The 16,938-nt window shown below is 42.4% G+C and carries 11 protein-coding genes; 6 read left to right on the forward strand and 5 right to left on the reverse strand.

Going from position 1 to position 16,938, the window contains the following annotated elements; all coding sequences use genetic code 11:
- The first annotated feature begins 20 nt into the window (after positions 1–20).
- Genes BLW31_RS18560 through BLW31_RS18580 form a run of 6 tightly spaced genes read left to right on the forward strand, consistent with a single transcriptional unit; the run spans position 21 to position 9,370 of the window.
- A complete protein-coding gene (locus BLW31_RS18560) occupies positions 21–3,125 on the forward strand; it encodes a SusC/RagA family TonB-linked outer membrane protein (protein ID WP_010536430.1) in 3,105 nt (1,034 codons plus the stop codon).
- Between the two features lie 17 nt (positions 3,126–3,142).
- Positions 3,143–5,122, forward strand: coding sequence for a RagB/SusD family nutrient uptake outer membrane protein (locus BLW31_RS18565; RefSeq protein WP_010536431.1), 1,980 nt, complete (start codon positions 3,143–3,145; stop codon positions 5,120–5,122).
- A gap of 22 nt (positions 5,123–5,144) precedes the next feature.
- The gene (locus BLW31_RS18570; RefSeq protein WP_010536432.1) at positions 5,145–6,113 is read left to right on the forward strand and encodes a BT_3987 domain-containing protein; all 969 of its coding nucleotides are present in this window, start codon (positions 5,145–5,147) and stop codon (positions 6,111–6,113) included.
- Between the two features lie 23 nt (positions 6,114–6,136).
- Positions 6,137–7,561 carry a LamG-like jellyroll fold domain-containing protein gene (locus tag BLW31_RS18575; protein WP_010536433.1) on the forward strand — a complete coding sequence of 475 codons (1,425 nt, stop codon included), beginning with the start codon at positions 6,137–6,139 and terminating at the stop codon, positions 7,559–7,561.
- Positions 7,531–7,773 (forward strand): hypothetical protein, encoded by a 243-nt coding sequence (locus BLW31_RS24920; RefSeq protein WP_010536434.1) that lies wholly within the window; start codon positions 7,531–7,533, stop codon positions 7,771–7,773. Before BLW31_RS18575 ends, BLW31_RS24920 begins: the two co-directional genes overlap by 31 nt.
- A 19-nt stretch (positions 7,774–7,792) precedes the next feature.
- The gene (locus BLW31_RS18580; protein ID WP_010536435.1) at positions 7,793–9,370 is read left to right on the forward strand and encodes a glycoside hydrolase family 76 protein; all 1,578 of its coding nucleotides are present in this window, start codon (positions 7,793–7,795) and stop codon (positions 9,368–9,370) included.
- A 131-nt stretch (positions 9,371–9,501) separates the two neighbouring features.
- Here the strand turns inward: BLW31_RS18580 and BLW31_RS24515 are convergent, their stop codons facing one another.
- The 5 genes from BLW31_RS24515 to BLW31_RS18605 form a co-directional block, all read right to left on the reverse strand.
- Complete coding sequence (locus BLW31_RS24515) at positions 9,502–9,771, reverse strand: hypothetical protein (RefSeq protein ID WP_010536436.1); 270 nt, start codon at positions 9,769–9,771, stop codon at positions 9,502–9,504.
- A gap of 484 nt (positions 9,772–10,255) precedes the next feature.
- The gene (locus BLW31_RS18590) at positions 10,256–11,812 is read right to left on the reverse strand and encodes a sulfatase (RefSeq protein WP_010536437.1); all 1,557 of its coding nucleotides are present in this window, start codon (positions 11,810–11,812) and stop codon (positions 10,256–10,258) included.
- Between the two features lie 17 nt (positions 11,813–11,829).
- Entirely contained in the window at positions 11,830–13,914 is a 2,085-nt protein-coding gene (locus BLW31_RS18595) for a Sip1-related alpha-galactosidase (protein ID WP_010536438.1), read from the reverse strand.
- A 9-nt stretch (positions 13,915–13,923) separates the two neighbouring features.
- Positions 13,924–15,306, reverse strand: coding sequence for an alpha-L-fucosidase (locus BLW31_RS18600; RefSeq protein ID WP_010536439.1), 1,383 nt, complete (start codon positions 15,304–15,306; stop codon positions 13,924–13,926).
- A gap of 13 nt (positions 15,307–15,319) precedes the next feature.
- Positions 15,320–16,780, reverse strand: a complete 1,461-nt coding sequence (locus BLW31_RS18605) for a sulfatase family protein (protein WP_022301025.1) — start codon at positions 16,778–16,780, stop codon at positions 15,320–15,322.
- Between the last annotated feature and the right edge of the window lie 158 nt (positions 16,781–16,938).

Below are 16,938 nucleotides of genomic sequence, written 5' to 3' on the forward strand. Positions count from 1 at the left end.
ATTTATTAAAAGAATTATCCATGAATAATATTCAAAAATATATCGTATTACTCTTGATGGTAATGCTGTTTGTGCCGAATACTGCATGGGCACAAACGAACAAGCAAGAATTTGTAATCAAGGGTGTAGTAGAAGATAATCTTGGTCCTGTTGCCGGTGCGTCGATTATTGCTAAAAATCAGCCGGGTGTGGGTACGGTTACTAATCTTGATGGAGAGTTTTCTATTAAAGTGGGGCCCTATGATGTGATTCAGGTGACTTTCATTGGTTACCAGACAGTTGAGATTCCTGTATTATCCATTAAAGATCGAAACAATTTAAAGATAAAGATTGTAGAAGATAATACAAAGATCGATGAGGTTGTGATAACATCTAGCGGTGTTCAGAAAAAGAAGACACTGACAGGAGCTATTACTAATGTTGATATCAAACAGCTGAATGCTCCGGGTGCTAATCTTTCCAATGCGTTAGCTGGTGTTGTACCTGGTATTATAGCTATGCAGAGTAGCGGTGAACCGGGTGAAAATATGTCTGAGTTTTGGATTCGTGGTATGAGTACGTTTGGTGCAAAATCGGGTGCTTTGATTCTCGTAGATGGTGTTGAACGTAGCTTTAATGAGATTCCGGTAGAAGATATTGAATCATTTTCTGTTTTGAAAGATGCGTCGGCTACTGCTATTTACGGACAGCGTGGTGCAAATGGAGTGGTTCTGATTACTACCAAGCGCGGTGAAAAAGGAAAAGTAAAGATAAATGTGAAGGCAGGCTTCAACTGGAATACTCCTGTAAAAGTGCCTGAATATGCCAGTGCTTATGATTGGGCGCGTTTAGCAAATGAAGCGAGAGTAGGACGTTATGAGTCTCCATTATATACTGACGAAGAAATGTCTATTATTCAACACGGGCTCGATTCAGATTTATATCCGAATATAGACTGGAGAGATTTGATGTTGAAAAGTGGCGCACCGAGTTATTATGCGAATATAAGTTTTTCAGGAGGTAGTGATAATGTACGTTATTTCGTATCGGGGCAATATACAAGTGAAGACGGACGTTATCGAACTTCCAGTTCAGAAAATAAATATAATACTAATTCTACATACGAACGTTATAACTACCGCGCTAATGTAGATATGAATCTGACTCGTACAACTGTTTTGAAAGTAAATGTCGGTGGATGGCTGGTAAATCGCAATTCTCCTTCTAGCAGTTCGGGAGATATTTGGGAATCTTTTGCTGCTTTTACTCCGCTTTCGTCACCGCGTAAATGGTCTTCTGGTCAGTGGGCAAGTGTGAATGGGGCAAAAACTCCAGAATATCGGATGACGCAAACGGGGTACCGCACCATTTGGGAGAATAAGATTGAAACTAGTGTGGCTTTGGAACAAGACTTAAAGTTTATTACAGAGGGGTTGAAATTCTCCGGGGTCTTTGCATTTGATACATATAACAAAAATACGATAGTTCGTTCTAAGGAAGAAGAACTTTGGGAAGCAGAGTCCTATCGGGATGAGAAAGGCCAGTTGGTTTTGAAAAGATTGCAGAATGCTTCCGCAATGAGTCAAAGAAAAGAGGTGAGTGGGGACAAACGCTATTATTTGCAAGCGTCATTAGACTATAGTCGACTGTTTGCACAGAAACATCGTGTTGGTGCGTTTGCCATGGTTTATCAACAGGAAACTTCAGATATAAACTTTGATGAGAGTGATTTGATAGGGTCGATACCACACCGTAATTTAGCTTATTCTGGCCGCTTTACGTATGCTTTTAAAGATAGATACATGGCTGAATTTAACTGGGGATATACTGGTTCGGAAAACTTTGAGAGTGGTAAACAATTTGGCTTTTTCCCTGCCGTATCTGCCGGATGGGTCGTTTCGGAAGAATCGTTTATAAAGAAGGCCGCTCCTTGGTTGGATATGTTCAAAATCAGAGCTTCTTATGGTGAGGTGGGTAATGATGAATTGCAAGGGCGTCGTTTTCCCTATATTTCTTTGGTAAGTACGGATGATGGAGGTTCTTATTATTTTGGTGAATTTAGAACTAATAGAGTACAAGCTTATCGTATTAAAACTTTAGGAACTCCGAATTTGACATGGGAGGTAGCCAAAAAGTATGATATAGGAGTTGATTTCAGCGTTCTCAATGGGAAATTCACAGGAGCTGTAGACTATTTTGTGGATAAACGTGATGATATTTTTATGCAGCGTAACCAAATGCCATTAACGACCGGACTTGCTGACCAGACTCCAATGGCAAATGTGGGTAAAATGAAATCTTTCGGATGGGATGGTAATATAGCTTTCACTCAGCAAATAGGTCAGGTAAATCTACAACTCCGAGCTAATTTTACTTATCAGACTACTGATATCCTTGATAAGGATGAGGCTGCTAATGAGTTGTGGTATAAAATGGATAAAGGTTTTCAGTTGAATCAAAGTCGCGGTTTTATTGCCTTGGGACTGTTTAAGGATCAGGAAGATATAGACCGTAGTCCATCACAGGCAGGATTGGCAAATAAAGCAGTCCTTCCGGGTGATATAAAGTACAAGGATGTAAACGGAGACGGAATCATTAATGATGATGACATTGTGCCTTTGGGATACAGACAGCAACCAGGACTTCAATATGGTATTGGTCTGAGTGCAAACTGGAAAAACTGGAATCTCAGTATGTTATTACAGGGAACAGGAAAATGTGACTTTTTTGTGGGAGGTAACGGACCGCATGCTTTCCATGATGGTCGTACCGGTAATATTCTGCAAGTTATGGTAGAGGGGAATCGTTGGATTCCAAAAGAAATTTCGGGAACAGAAGCTACGGAAAATCCGAATGCCGATTGGCCACGTTTGACGTATGGCAATAATAAAATGAATAATCGGGCTTCTACATTCTGGTTGCACGACAGAAAATATCTGCGTTTGAGAAATGTAGAACTATCTTATGATTTTCCTCAGTTATGGACACGGAAATTCTATGTAAACAACTTACGTATTGGATTTATCGGACAGAACTTATTGACTTGGGCTCCATTCAAATGGTGGGATCCGGAAGGAACTAGAGAAGATGGAAGTAACTACCCAATCAATAAAACATTCTCATGCTATCTCCAATTTAGCTTTTAATTTTAAAATGTCGAATTATGAAGAAATTATTATATACCATATTGTTGTCCTTAGGTACGTTTTTATTTACTGCATGTACCGATTATATCAATGTGGATAAATATTTTTATGATCAGGTATCATTAGATTCTGCTTTTTCCAAGCGGGTGTATGTAGAAGGATGGCTGTCAAGTGCATATAGTGTAATGGATAATATTGGTGAGTATCGCGAACCGTTTCGCTGGGCAAGCGATGATCTTTATCATCCGGATATGAAAGAGTATGTGGAAGGAAATTACAGTGCCGACCATCAGCTTAGTGATGATGATAGAAATAACTCACGCTTGTGGAAATATTATGAGGGAATCCGTAAAGCGTCTACTTTTATAGATAATGTAGATCGTTGTCCGGAATTGACGATGGATGAAAAAACGGATTTGAAGGGACAGGCACGTTTCCTACGCGCTTATTGTTACTGGGCATTAATACGTGTTTATGGCCCGGTGCCTTTAATCCCGACAGAAGGGTTGGATGTGAATCTTTCCTATGAGGAACTGTCATTACCCCGTGAACCTTTTGATAATGTGGTTGATTTTATAGACGCAGAATTGGCTGAGACTGCCCGCTCGCTGCCAATCAAAAGGACAGTCAACAATTTGGGACGTCCCACCCGTGGTGCTGCATTAGGGCTTCGTGCCAGAGTTTTGCTTTATGCTGCCAGTCCGCTTTTCAATGGAAATATCGACTTTTTTGATGTGAAAGATTGCTATGGAAATCAATTGGTATCTCAAACTTATGATGAGACTAAATGGGCGAAAGCGGCAGCTGCAGCTAAGGATGTGATTGAATTGGCTAAGGCGAGCAATTTGTATGAACTTTATGTTATAGCTCCGAAAGCTACGGTTTTACCTTCTCAGCGTCCACCTTATAATGAACTTTATTCGGACAAGAACTATCCGGAAGGTTGGGCAGATGTCGATCCGTTGCTTTCTTATAAATCAATTTTTGATGGTACGATACTTGGATCGAAAAATCCTGAGTTGATATTTACTAGAACAAGGGAAGGAACTGCGTATATTAATGACTGGGCGTATCAGTCGACTCCTAAAACATTGAGAGGAAATAATCGTTTGGCAGTTACACAAAAGCAAGTCAATGCTTATGCAATGAATGATGGACGTTCAATTACAGAGGCTGCTAGTACGAATGACTATGTGACAGAAGGTTTTACAACACAGGCTTATGCCGCAGAAAATCCATTCTTACCGGCTAAAGTTAATCTGATGTATAATAATCGTGAACCTCGTTTCTACGCATCGATTGCTTATAACGGATCAGTTTGGGAAGCTTCCAGTGCTTCCGAGTCCGATTATCGTGATAAACAAATATTTTATTATCGTGGTTTGAACGATGGTAAGCAGGGATTTAAGGAAGAATGCCCTTTGACGGGAATTACTTTAAAGAAGTTTTATAATTCGGAAGATTCGAGAACGGAAGGCGGATATCTCGTTGATAAGACAGAGATGACAATACGTTATGGTGAAATACTGTTGATTTATGCTGAAGCTTTGAATGAGCTGACTTCCGGACAAGTATATCATCTGACGACTTATACAGGAGCTGATGTTGAAATTCAGCGTAATGTCGATGAAATGCGGTATGCTATAAAGCGTATCCGTATGCGTGCCGGAGTACCTGACTATACTGATGAGACCTATAATAATCCGAATGATTTCCGTGTGAAACTGAAGAGAGAGCGTCAGATTGAGTTATTGGGAGAAAACAGTATGCGTTATTTTGATTTACGACGTTGGAAAGACGCGATGACAGAAGAAAACCAGTTGTTGCAAGGATGCAACATAAATATCAGTGATGACGAAAAGCGTGTAGCTGATTTTTACAAGCCGACTATTATCACTTCGGTGCATAAGGTGTTTGAACAAAGGATGTATTTGTGGCCTTTCCCCACTTATGAACTGAAACGCAATGTAAATATGACACAGAATCCCGGATGGTAATACTTACTAAATTTAGCATGTTATGAAACAAAAAAGATATATATATGGAATCGTGGGATGCCTGCTGATTTCGATGATGTTAGGAATCTCCTCATGTGACGGACTGGAAGACGAATTGTTTCAGAAGAACTCGTATATTGTCCACAATGGATGGCAAGATTATGCTTTAGAAGTGGCTGAGGATAATACGACTATACTTCCGATTTATTTTGGTGTGAATGGCACTTCTGCTAATGACAAGGACATTTGTCTGACCATGGAGATAGACCCTGATACATTACAGAAATATAATTGGGAGAAATATAAAAATCAGTCGGACTTATACTATAAGATATTGCCGGCAGGTACTTATACATTTGATGCAGACTCATGGACTATTCCGAGTGGGGAGCTGAATGCGACGGCTGCTATTAAAATCGATTTGAACAAGATAGAGGAATTAGGAAGCTTGTATGATGATTATGTACTTCCACTTCGCATCACTTCTTCGACTGGTGAACCTATGGGGCAGAACAAATATACCAAAGTGCTGGCACATATCGGGTTTAAAAATGATTATTCTGGTACGTATAGTGGAAAAGGTATTATTACGCAGCAAGGAACTACATATACGACTGAGATTACCAGTACACAGCTTTATGCAATTAACAATGATATTTGCTATATGTTTGTTGGTGAGAAAACTCGTGCAAATACCCCAGACTATTTGAACTATGTGGTTGAAATAAAGCGCGATGAATGGGGAGGTATTACATTATCAAGTGAGGTAGGTAGCTTAGAGTTTAAGTCGTATAATAGTAAACTCAGTCGTAAATATACTTATAATTATAACGACCAGCGATATTATACTGAGATTACCACCGTTGAGCTTGCTTATGAGTATCTGGATAAAACTCAGAGTGAAGATTTGCGAATGACATTCGAAGGATCTTTCTCTATGTCAAGAGATGTGTTGAGAGTGGAATATCCTAATGTAGATGTAGAAGAGTAATTTACCTTAGTTATAATATATATATGAAAGTAATGAAATATTTCGTTTTCGCGTCATTGCTTTGTCTTTGTGCATGTAGCGATGATAACGATAACAAAAATAATGAGATACCCCAAGACCTGGTGGAATTGAAAGTTGACGCCAGTGAAATCAGTATTGCACAGGGGGATACCAGAACTGTAAAAATAACGTCAGGTAATGGCGAATATGTGGTAACTTCGGCAAACGAAGAAGTGGTAACGGCGGAAGTGAATGGCGATCTGGTGACACTGACAGCTGTAGAAGGGCAAAATAATGCTCAGGGAGTAGTGTATGTGAGAGATAAATACTACCAACGTGCTAAAATTTTGGTTAATACGGCAGCAGAGTTCGAATTGAAACTGAATAAGACATTATTTACACTTTATTCGCAAGTGGAAGGCGCAGATGAGGCTATAGTCAAAATCTATACAGGAAATGGAGGTTATTCATTGGAAGTGGTCGACGAAAATAATTGTATTGAGGTCGATCAGTCTACACTTGAAGATTCGGAATCATTTATAGTGAAAGGTATCGCACAGGGAAATGCAGAAGTTAAGATAACAGATCGGAAAGGAAAAGAAGCTTTTGTCAATCTGAATGTGATTGCTCCTAAGCAGATAACGACTGATGCTGATGAAAAGGGTGTGTTGATTAATGCTAATCAAGGTTCTCGGCAAGTGAAGATTCTTACAGGGAATGGAGAATATCAGATTCACGATGCTGGTGACTCGAAAATAATTCGTCTGGAAGTTTATGGTAATATCGTGACTGTTACCGGAAGAAAGGCAGGAGAAACTTCGTTTACTTTAATCGATGCCAAGAAACAGATATCCCAACCTATTCATGTAGTAATAGCGCCGGAAAAGCGTTGGTATATGAATTTAGGCAGAGATTATGCAGTTTGGACTCACTTTGGTGAGATGACCGGTGATGGATTAGAAAGCATCAAGGCTGCTACTAATGATTTCAAATTGAAAAAGATGACCTGGGAGTTGGTAACTCGTATTGATGGAACGAACTGGTTACAGACTTTCATAGGTAAGGAAGGCTATTTCATTCTTCGTGGTGGCGATTGGGAAAACAATAAGGGCAGACAGATGGAACTTGTCGGTATAAGTGATAAACTTAAACTTAGAACAGGACATGGAGCTTTCGAACTTGGAGCATGGACGCATATAGCCTTGGTTGTGGATTGTTCGAAAGGAAAAGATGACTATAATGAAAAGTACAAGCTTTATATTAATGGTAAACAACTTCAGTGGACTGATACTCATAAAACGGATATAGATTACTCTGAGATAGACCTTTGTGCAGGCAATGATGGTGGAAGAGTATCTATCGGAAAAGCTAGTGACAATAGACGTTTCCTTGATGGTGCTATACTCGAAGCACGTATATGGTATGTTTGTCGTACGGAAAACAGTTAAAGGCTAACGCATGGAATCTTGAAGAAGTCAATCCGGAAGGATTATTGGCTCGCTGGGATTTCTCAGCCGGTGCACCGGTTGCTTATATTGAGGATGGCACTAATTCCGACCATGAATTATTAATGCATATCTCTAAGTACGATAGTTGGAATGCTACGGAATTCCCAATGAGCAGATTCGGGGAAGCTCCTATCGAAGTACCTTTTAAGTAATCTCTAAATTTGAAGAAAAATGAAAGCAATATTCAAACTGTTTATATTGAACCTCTTGGCTTTGGCATTACTTCCATCTTGTAGTGATGATGATCAGTCAAACTCAGAACAGAATGATCCGGTCAGTGGCAATATTTCTCCGGTAGGTTCATTTTCCGTAGAAGCTACCAATAACGAGAATGAACTTCTGGTGAAATGGACCAATCCCAGTAATCGCGACGTGGATATGGTAGAACTCTCTTACAGGGACGTGGAAACGAGCTTGTCTCGTGCTACCGACTTCTCACCGGGACATATCATCATACAGGTAGAACGTGATGTTACACAGGAATATCTGTTGAAAGTTCCTTATTTTGCTACTTACGAAGTTTCTGCCGTAGCTATCAGTAAAGCCGGCAAGCGATCGGTACCCGAAAGCCGTATTATGATGCCTTATCATGAAAAGGTGGATGAGCCGGAACTGAAACTGCCGGAGATGCTGGACCGTGCACATTCTTACATGACTTCTGTCATTGGATATTATTTCGGCAAGAGTTCCAGAAGCTGCTGGCGTGGTAATTATCCTTATGATGGAAAAGGTTATTGGGATGGTGATGCGTTAGTTTGGGGACAAGGTGGCGGTCTTTCGGCATTTGTCGCTATGCGTGATGCAACCAAAGAGAGCGAAGTGGAGAATCTTTACGGTGCAATGGATGATATGATGTTCAAAGGAATACAGTATTTCTGCCAGTTGGATCATGGAATTTTGGCTTATTCCTGCTACCCGGCTGCCGGTAACGAACGTTTTTACGATGATAATGTATGGATCGGGCTCGATATGGTCGACTGGTACATGGAAACGAAAGAGATGCGTTATCTGACACAGGCAAAGGTGGTGTGGCGCTACCTGATTGATCACGGTTGGGATGAGACCTGTGGAGGAGGCGTGCACTGGAAAGAGTTGAACGAACATACTACCAGCAAGCACTCTTGCTCTACCGGACCTACTGCTGTGATGGGCTGTAAGATGTATCAGGCAACTCAGGAACAGGAATATCTGGACTGGGCGATCAAATGTTACGACTATATGCTCGATGTATTGCAAGATAAGTCCGACCATTTATTTTATGACAATGTGCGTCCGAATAAGGATGATCCCAATTTGCCGGGTGACCTTGAAAAAAACAAGTATTCCTACAACTCCGGACAACCATTGCAGGCAGCCTGTCTCTTATATAAGATTACCGGCGAACAGAAATATCTGGATGAAGCGTATGCGATTGCTGAAAGCTGTCATAAGAAATGGTTTATGCCCTATCGTTCCAAAGAGCTGAACCTTACTTTCAATATTCTTGCTCCGGGACATGCCTGGTTCAATACGATCATGTGCCGCGGATTCTTTGAACTTTATTCTATAGACAATGACCGTAAATATATCGATGATATCGAAAAGTCAATGATTCATGCGTGGAGCAGTAGCTGTCATCAGGGCAACAACTTGCTGAATGACGATGATCTGAGAGGGGGGACTACCAAGACCAGTTGGGAAATACTCCATCAGGGAGCATTGGTTGAATTGTATGCCCGGTTAGCAGTATTGGAACGTGAAAACCGATAGTTGAATGATTCCCGTTCAGGGAAAATAAGAAAATAAAAAAGCCATCCCCGGAATAGACGAAGTAGGGATGGCTTTTTTGTAGTGTGCTTACTATTGTTCGGCAGACTATGTTCCGTGAGTTTTTGGAAAGGTTATTCCTTGACAGGCTCAGCCGGTTTGTCTTTGGATGCAGTGTCAGTAACGACTGTATCGTTGACAATAGCGGTCGGTGCACTCAGTTCTGTCTTAACAGGTTCCTCGCTCTTGGTTACAGTATCTTTTACTACTGTATCATTAACGATAGCTGTTGCATTAACTTCTGTCAGGGCTGTCGCAGCTTCTGCAGAGTTCTGAGCCTTAACAAGGAATGAACCACCACAAACAAACATAAACATTGCTACTACTAATACTAATTTTTTCATAATCGTTTGCTTTAATGATTATTAAACATATATTTTCAATTCTCTCTTATGTGTTAGGGAATCGGTTGTTACGTTATCTAACGGCTAATTAAAGGTCAAAGTGTGTGCCAAAGACTGATGCATGCTGTTAATGCGTTGATTATAAGTGAAATATGTAGATTGTGTACATTGTCTATAGTGTGGAAACGTATGGGAAATGTGTGGAAAATGGGGCAGGGAGTGTGGAATATTTCTACAGTAATATACTTTGCTAAGTAACGATAAATAATGCGAGAATGGTTATGATACAATCAATAGCTATTCTATTTTTCTTTCGTATCACCTAGGTTGAACAATTGAATCACCTAGGTAATACATTCGTCACCTAGGTACTACGAAATAAAATAACTAATAAAAATGAAAGTTTCGGCAAATAGAATGCTTGTTTAGCGGTAACTTACCCTAAACGGCATGGAAATGAAATACCTGACTAAACAGTTGAAAACTATTCGATTTCATCCGGCCAAGGACAGGGCTTACCTGTGGCTTTGACAGTCGGACGCTGGGCATTTACTTTTCTCAAATAGGTTCCTAATTCTTTAGAAAGGTGTCTGACAATATCCGGATGTTGCGTGCTGAGGTCATGACTTTCGCCTATATCATCGGGAATATTGAATAGCTCTTTTTTGCCTGTGCCATAGTAATAGATCAATTTCCAGTCACCATTGCGTACGGCACAATTAAAGTTGATTCCCGGACCGTCGTTTCCCCAGTTGTTGGGCATGTTCCAAAAGAGGCTGCGCCCTTTGGAAGGATTTCCGGTTTGTTTCAGCAGAGGCAGGAAACTGATACCATCGATAGGCTGAACCGTTTGGTATTTTTTGATACCTGCCATTTCGAGGATAGTGGGATAAAAGTCTTCTATCAGCAGATAATCATTGCATTTGCTGTTAGGCGCTACGACACCGGGCCAGCTGACGATCATCGGCTCACGGATGCCACCTTCATAGGTGGAGCCCTTACCACTATTCAGTGGATGGTTTTGTGTATGGAGTTTGCCGTCACGCCAGTATGATTCGGCGGCAAGTCCTCCGTTGTCGCTCATAAAGATGATGATGGTGTTGTCAGCTTCTCCGCTTTTTTCCAGCCAGTCCATTAAATCACCCAGACTCTTATCCATACCTTCTATCAGCGTGGCATAAGCGGCTTCGTGATCGGTCATGCCTTTTTTCTTGTATTTGTCGTAGAAACGTTTGTCCTTGTCCAATGGGACATGGATGGCGTATTGAGACATATACAGGTAGAAGGGTTGGTTGTACTTCTTGGCTTTGTTCAATGCTTTGATGGCTTCCAAGGTTAATGCTTCGGTAACGAAGGTTTCCGTTCCCCAGTACTTCTCAAGTCCGGGAACGGCCATGAGCGATATCGGTTTTCCGTTTTTGTTGTGACCATAATTTTCTTCTCCCAGATAGCTGGCAAGTCCTCCGGCTGCGTGTCCGGCTATGTTTACTTCGAATCCCCAGTGGTGCGGGTCTTCTCCCGGAGTATCTATGGCGCCGAAATGTGCCTTTCCGCAATGAATCGTATGATAGCCGCTGTCTTTCAGCAGTTGTACGAAAGAAGTTCCTACGAATGTATTGTTGGTGCCAGGCACCTGACTTACTCCGTTATAGTTCCAGTCTGGTACTTCCAGCACTTTATCTTTACGGTCTGTTTTTATATTCTTTTGCAGTGTCCAGTTGGTTACTCGGTGACGTGCCGCGTTCGTTCCGGTGATGAGGCTGCATCGGGTGGGAGAACTGATACTGCTCGCATACGCTTGTGTAAACATCATGCCCTGTTTGGCAAGTCGTTCCATGTTGGGTGTTTCATACAGCTCATTGTAGTCTGTCTTTTGTGTCCAGAAGGGGAGCGAAGTGTCCTGCCATCCCATGTCATCTACCATAAAGAGGATGATGTTAGGACGTTTGTCCACCCGTTGTGTCTGAACGGACTTCTGTGCTTGCAGACTGGTACTAACCAGTGGTATGAGCGTGAGGGGGAAAAGTATTTTTTTGTTCATCGGTTGATTATTTAGTGTTATTTCTTTATTTCAATTCTACCGGTCTTTCTTATGGGTATACTCCGTAATTCCTGCTTTTTGCCGGAATCAGCCCATATTCTCAATGTGCCGGTACAATGGACGTCCAGTATCAATGTATCTGCACTACGTTCAAGTATCTGCACGGTAGCAGGCGACAGATATTTCTCTTGTATGCCGATAACTGCCCAGCCTTTGCGGATAGGACAAAGGTGGAACAGGCAATCTGTGAATCCGGATAGCTTTATTTTTCTTTCGGATGCGGTCAATACTTCTGCGCTTTGTTTTTCCCAGTTGAATGCGAGAATGCTATCGGAAGAAAAACGAGCGGATTCTTCGATATTTTCCCGTAAAAAGTAATCTTCCCGCTTGATGAAGCTTTCTACTTCTTGGTAAGAGGGGGAGGTGTTCAGATTGTAACAAATGACTGAGGTGGCTTCGTCCCCTGTAGGTGCAAATACCCGGTAGGCTTTGCCGCTTTGCAATGGATTGGTCAGTATGCATTCCGGAGTTGGAACGGCTGGGGCTGAGGGACGGAATATCTTTCCGGCTTCATCAATCAGGGGACGGATATTAGCTGCAATAAATTCAGTTGGTGAGTCTGATAGGTAAACAGGTCCACCGGAGATGGCCTTTGAACGTGCCATCAGACTACCGCAAATGGTATCACAAGAGTGAAACATGTCGTGGTCAGGCCAGACGGTTTGTCCCTGCATGAGTGTATTGGTATACGACTGGAACAGATGTGACTTTGCCATATTTTCGTCATATTTCTTGTAATCTATGCTGACACGCGTCACACTGCTGTACAGGGTGTGGTCCATGTTCAGAACATTCTGTGCCATGCAGTTCATTAGTCCCATTTGCAGGCGGTGTGTCTGGTGCTCCAAAGCAAGGTTGCAGTCTTTTGCCTGACGGATAACCTGTGTGCCACCCATGTAGAGTGGGAGAGTGAATGACTGATTGTCTATCTTTAGAAAATCAAATCCATATTCTTTCATCGTACGGATATGATATTCGTACCATGCTTCTATCTTGTCCGTGCTTGTGCCGGGCAGTAGGCTGCCATTGTAGGCATATAAGGTTTGCCGGATTTCCGGTGGAAAGTCATTATCGGCAGAGATTCCCAGCCAATAGCCGGAAAGACTGTACCATAAGCCTATCCATCGGATTTTGTCTGCTTGTTTGCGGTTCATGATACGCATCCATCCGTTAGGGAAACGTTTTTTATCGGGAACGAGACTGGTCAGTTGGCGGTTCTTATTCGCAATGTGACCATCGTCAATTAATATGTAACGTACAGGTATGCCCGATGATTCAATGGCGTCGATATCATTGAGTATTTTTGTTTCATCGATATCAAAATGATAATGTTCCCAAGTACACCACCCCAAATAGTTAAAAGCATCGAAATACTGTTTGTCGGTTCTTTTACGGAGAGTGGGCACTGCTGCATTATCTGCCGTTAACGAATGGTAGGCATCGCTGAATACATGATATACAGATGAAGATTTCCGGATAAGAAGGAGAGGGAGTTGTCCGTTTAGTGCGTCTTCTCCCAACGTGGAGATATACAGCGTGATTGTCCCGTCCTGATTAACTTGAAACCAGCTGAGGCTGTTGTCGCCAGCAATGGCCTTGGCGAATAAGTACTCTCCATCAGAGAGTTCAAAGAGTAGTGCATCACCCGATACGGACGGTAGAGCATTGGAAGGGATACCTTCATAATCGCTTCGTGTAAGGTCTTCCAGGCGGCTGAATACCCAAGGAAGTAACCGGTTCGTGTTATTCGGCCATTGATAGTCGTCGGGACGGGAATCACGACTGAAGAATATTCCACGAACATACAAAGGAAGTGCAACTTTATACGAAAGTGTACCCTGATGTTCCGGTACTTGCTGTTCGTATATTATGGGGGTAGATGGAGTATAGGTATTCAGGTCGATATTTTTTTCCATCCGGTAAGCTGCAACATCTTTGTATGTTTTTCCTTTATGGTAGGTAAACGGGTTCTGGGCAGACAGCGATGCTGTAGCAAAGATGCCCGTCAATGTCCATAAACAGATGTGGATAAATCTTCTCATGCCTCTTGTCTATTTTACAGAATATGCGCTGAAATTAATAATATCCGGCAATGCGATCGATTCGGTTACAGTCAGTTTTAATGCAGTGGCTTCTACCGGTTCAAACTTTTCGATCCGTTTGTGTCCTACCGATTCTCCTGTGCAGACGGTTTGCCATTTTCCGTCCACTTTGGCTTCTATTTGATATTGTCGGATGCGTTCTCCGTTTTTAATGTTTTCCTGGATAATACAATAATTGACCGGTTGCTTCTTTTCAAATTTCAGTGTCAGGCTTTTCTTTTGTCCCGAAATGCGGGCTATCGGAGAGGAAAATCGACGATTGATTTCGTCTCCCATTTCTTTCAGGCGCTGTACATCTCCGACAGGGATTAACCCGGTCGGGCCAGGAGTTAATCCGAGAATGAGGGTAGCGTTTCTTCCTACTGACTTTTCATATTTGTTCATCAGAGTGTTTAGCGGATAGATATTATTTTCGTCATCCGGTTCCCAAAACCATTCATGGCGACCGTTTGCTCCTCGTAGCGGAGTGTCTGCCATTGCAGGTACCCAGTATTTGCCGTTCTTGTCACCGTGCTTTAAGAGTTCGATCTGATCGATGTTACTTTCAATGCGTTTATGATGTGAACAGGGAACGGGAAAGGTAGACCAGCAAGGATATTCTACTGTACCTGTTTCCGAACCTCCCCATCGGAAGTCGGCACGGTCGATGTTATGATAGAAAAGACAGTTGGGCTGATACTTATTAACAATCGGTTCTACGTCCGGACCGTCGCCACGTGGATCATCGGCTCCGCCGTCAAACCATATCATATATAAATCTCCGTAGCGGGTACAGAGTTCTGTAACCATCTTCTCGCACAGACGCTTGTACCATGACTGGCGGTTGCGGGCGAATTCTCCTTCTCCTTCGGCTTTGAAGTTATGAATACCTAGCAGTGAGTTCCAGCGGATGCCGATGTAGATGCCCGGTTGCAGCCCGTATTTGCGACAGGAATTTACGAAGTCGCGGACAATATCTCCTTTTCCGTCTCTCCATTTCACAGCTTTCAGGCAATAAGGGTTGACATCGCTTTGCCAGAGTCCGAAACCTGTCTCGTGGGTGGCTGTCAGTACGGCAAATTTACATCCGGCAGCTTTAGCGGCCTGTACCCATTGGTCGGTGTTCAGTTCTGTCGGGTTGAAGATATTATAATCTTCGATAGGATTGATACGGTTGTTGCCTTGCCCGTAGCGGATGCCGTCGAACACATGCAGGTCATAATGGAAGACAGCACCCATTTCAGCTTCATGCCATTTGAGTTGATGAGGCTTGGGGGTGGGTATGTCCTGCTGTTGGGCGAAGCTGTAAGCTGAGCATAAGATAAAGAGGGAGAGATAGCAAAGTTTTTTCATGGTGTTTCTTTAGTTATGGTTTCAGATAATGGGCAAATGAATCATTGGTATGGAGTAGCCATGCCTTGAGTTGTTTGTTGAATTGCCGGACCAGATGGGGGGATTGTCCGGCAATATTATCCATTTGATATGGGTCTTTGGTTCGGTCGAAAAGAACTGTTTCGTCTATTTTTCCATTGGTTGCGTGAACTGCGAATGTGTGGGTTGCCGTACGTAGGCCGCGATATCCGGTAGCGTGATTGTCAAACTGTACATAATAATAAGGTTGCACAACCTCTTTTTTACTCTTTCCCAGAATCTGACGGGATAAGTCGAAAGTTTGTACGGTTTCGGGTATTTCCTTTCGAAATCCCATCAAGGATAAGAGAGAAGGATACAAGTCGGCAAAAGCAATCATTAAACGGTCGTCTTTGCGCGGCTTTATCTTTGCCGGCCAAGAGATAATCATGGGGATACGCATGGATTCTTCGTAAAAGATATCCTTTCCGGCAGCATTGTGAGCTCCCATGCAGATACCATGATCGGACGTAAATACAACGATGGTATTCTCAAAAAGTCCATTGCTTTTGAGCGTTTCGATGATACGTCCTACGTTCTCGTCTACTCCTGTGATACAGGCGTAATAGTTGCGTATATTATTTCTGAAATAGTTTCCCATTTCGGTACCTTTGGCGGGTATGTCCGGTCGATTGGCACAGAGAGCTTCCACATCCATATCCTTATATAAGGCTTTGTATCTGTCAGGAACCAGTTCGTAACCGGTATGTGGAGGGTTCATTGAAACGACCAATGCGAAAGGCTGTTTACTCTCTTTTTGTGCCTGAATGTATTCGATGGCTCTGTCTGCTTCATAAGCAGGTCCCCATTGGTTGACATAATAGAAACTGTCACGTGGGGCAGTGGCGTTCCAGTACATTGGTTTCAGATGATAATCGTAGGTTCCGTATGCTATCCAGTGTTCGAATCCATGACGGCGTTCGGGAGGACACCATTCGTTCCATGCTACTTTACCATGATTGTTGTAGGTATCTACATAGGGTTTATAAGGAGAATCCAGATGCCATTTTCCTATATATCCTGTACGGTAGTCCATGTCTTTTAGTACATCACTCCAGCAGCGTGCCTCCTGCGGAAGTTCTACTCCGTAAGGTGCTGTTTGTGAGTTACAGTTTCCTACCACTTTGTTATGGAGAGGATACATGCCTGTCATCAGCATGGCCCGGGCAGGCGATGAAACAGGATAACTGCTGACAGCATTGGTGAATAGCACTCCTTCGGAAGCCAGATTATCCAGGCAAGGGGTCTTTACAGGTTCTCTGCCCAGGCAGCCTAGTGCGTCACCCCGATATTGGTCTGCCATGATGAAGACAAGATTCGGAGGTGTCTGGGCGGCAAGCGGAAGAATCGGAACGACGAATGTAGCTCCGATCAACCATTTATGATAATATTTAGTCTTTGGTATGTGCATTATCATAAAAATAGTTTTTTTGTGTCTGACAAGTTAAGATCAACTAAGGTCATCGTATGTATTATTTAAAGGTGTACATGAAATTGTTATACGGTTGCAAATGTATGCAAACAATGTGGTTCCGAGTATACCTGTTTCTTTCATTCAACATACATGTTTAATTC

The sequence above is a fragment of the Bacteroides faecis MAJ27 genome (assembly GCF_900106755.1).
Lineage (GTDB): Bacteria > Bacteroidota > Bacteroidia > Bacteroidales > Bacteroidaceae > Bacteroides > Bacteroides faecis.

What these genes read in the sequence shown, in the direction of transcription:
- BLW31_RS18560 (WP_010536430.1), top strand. Translation starts at nt 21, where the DNA reads ATGAATAATATTCAAAAATATATCGTATTACTCTTGATGGTAATGCTG.
- BLW31_RS18565 (WP_010536431.1), top strand. Translation starts at nt 3,143, where the DNA reads ATGAAGAAATTATTATATACCATATTGTTGTCCTTAGGTACGTTTTTA.
- BLW31_RS18570 (WP_010536432.1), top strand. Translation starts at nt 5,145, where the DNA reads ATGAAACAAAAAAGATATATATATGGAATCGTGGGATGCCTGCTGATT.
- BLW31_RS18575 (WP_010536433.1), top strand. Translation starts at nt 6,137, where the DNA reads ATGAAAGTAATGAAATATTTCGTTTTCGCGTCATTGCTTTGTCTTTGT.
- BLW31_RS24920 (WP_010536434.1), top strand. Translation starts at nt 7,531, where the DNA reads ATGGTATGTTTGTCGTACGGAAAACAGTTAAAGGCTAACGCATGGAAT.
- BLW31_RS18580 (WP_010536435.1), top strand. Translation starts at nt 7,793, where the DNA reads ATGAAAGCAATATTCAAACTGTTTATATTGAACCTCTTGGCTTTGGCA.
- BLW31_RS24515 (WP_010536436.1), bottom strand. Translation starts at nt 9,771, where the DNA reads ATGAAAAAATTAGTATTAGTAGTAGCAATGTTTATGTTTGTTTGTGGT.
- BLW31_RS18590 (WP_010536437.1), bottom strand. Translation starts at nt 11,812, where the DNA reads ATGAACAAAAAAATACTTTTCCCCCTCACGCTCATACCACTGGTTAGT.
- BLW31_RS18595 (WP_010536438.1), bottom strand. Translation starts at nt 13,914, where the DNA reads ATGAGAAGATTTATCCACATCTGTTTATGGACATTGACGGGCATCTTT.
- BLW31_RS18600 (WP_010536439.1), bottom strand. Translation starts at nt 15,306, where the DNA reads ATGAAAAAACTTTGCTATCTCTCCCTCTTTATCTTATGCTCAGCTTAC.
- BLW31_RS18605 (WP_022301025.1), bottom strand. Translation starts at nt 16,780, where the DNA reads ATGATAATGCACATACCAAAGACTAAATATTATCATAAATGGTTGATC.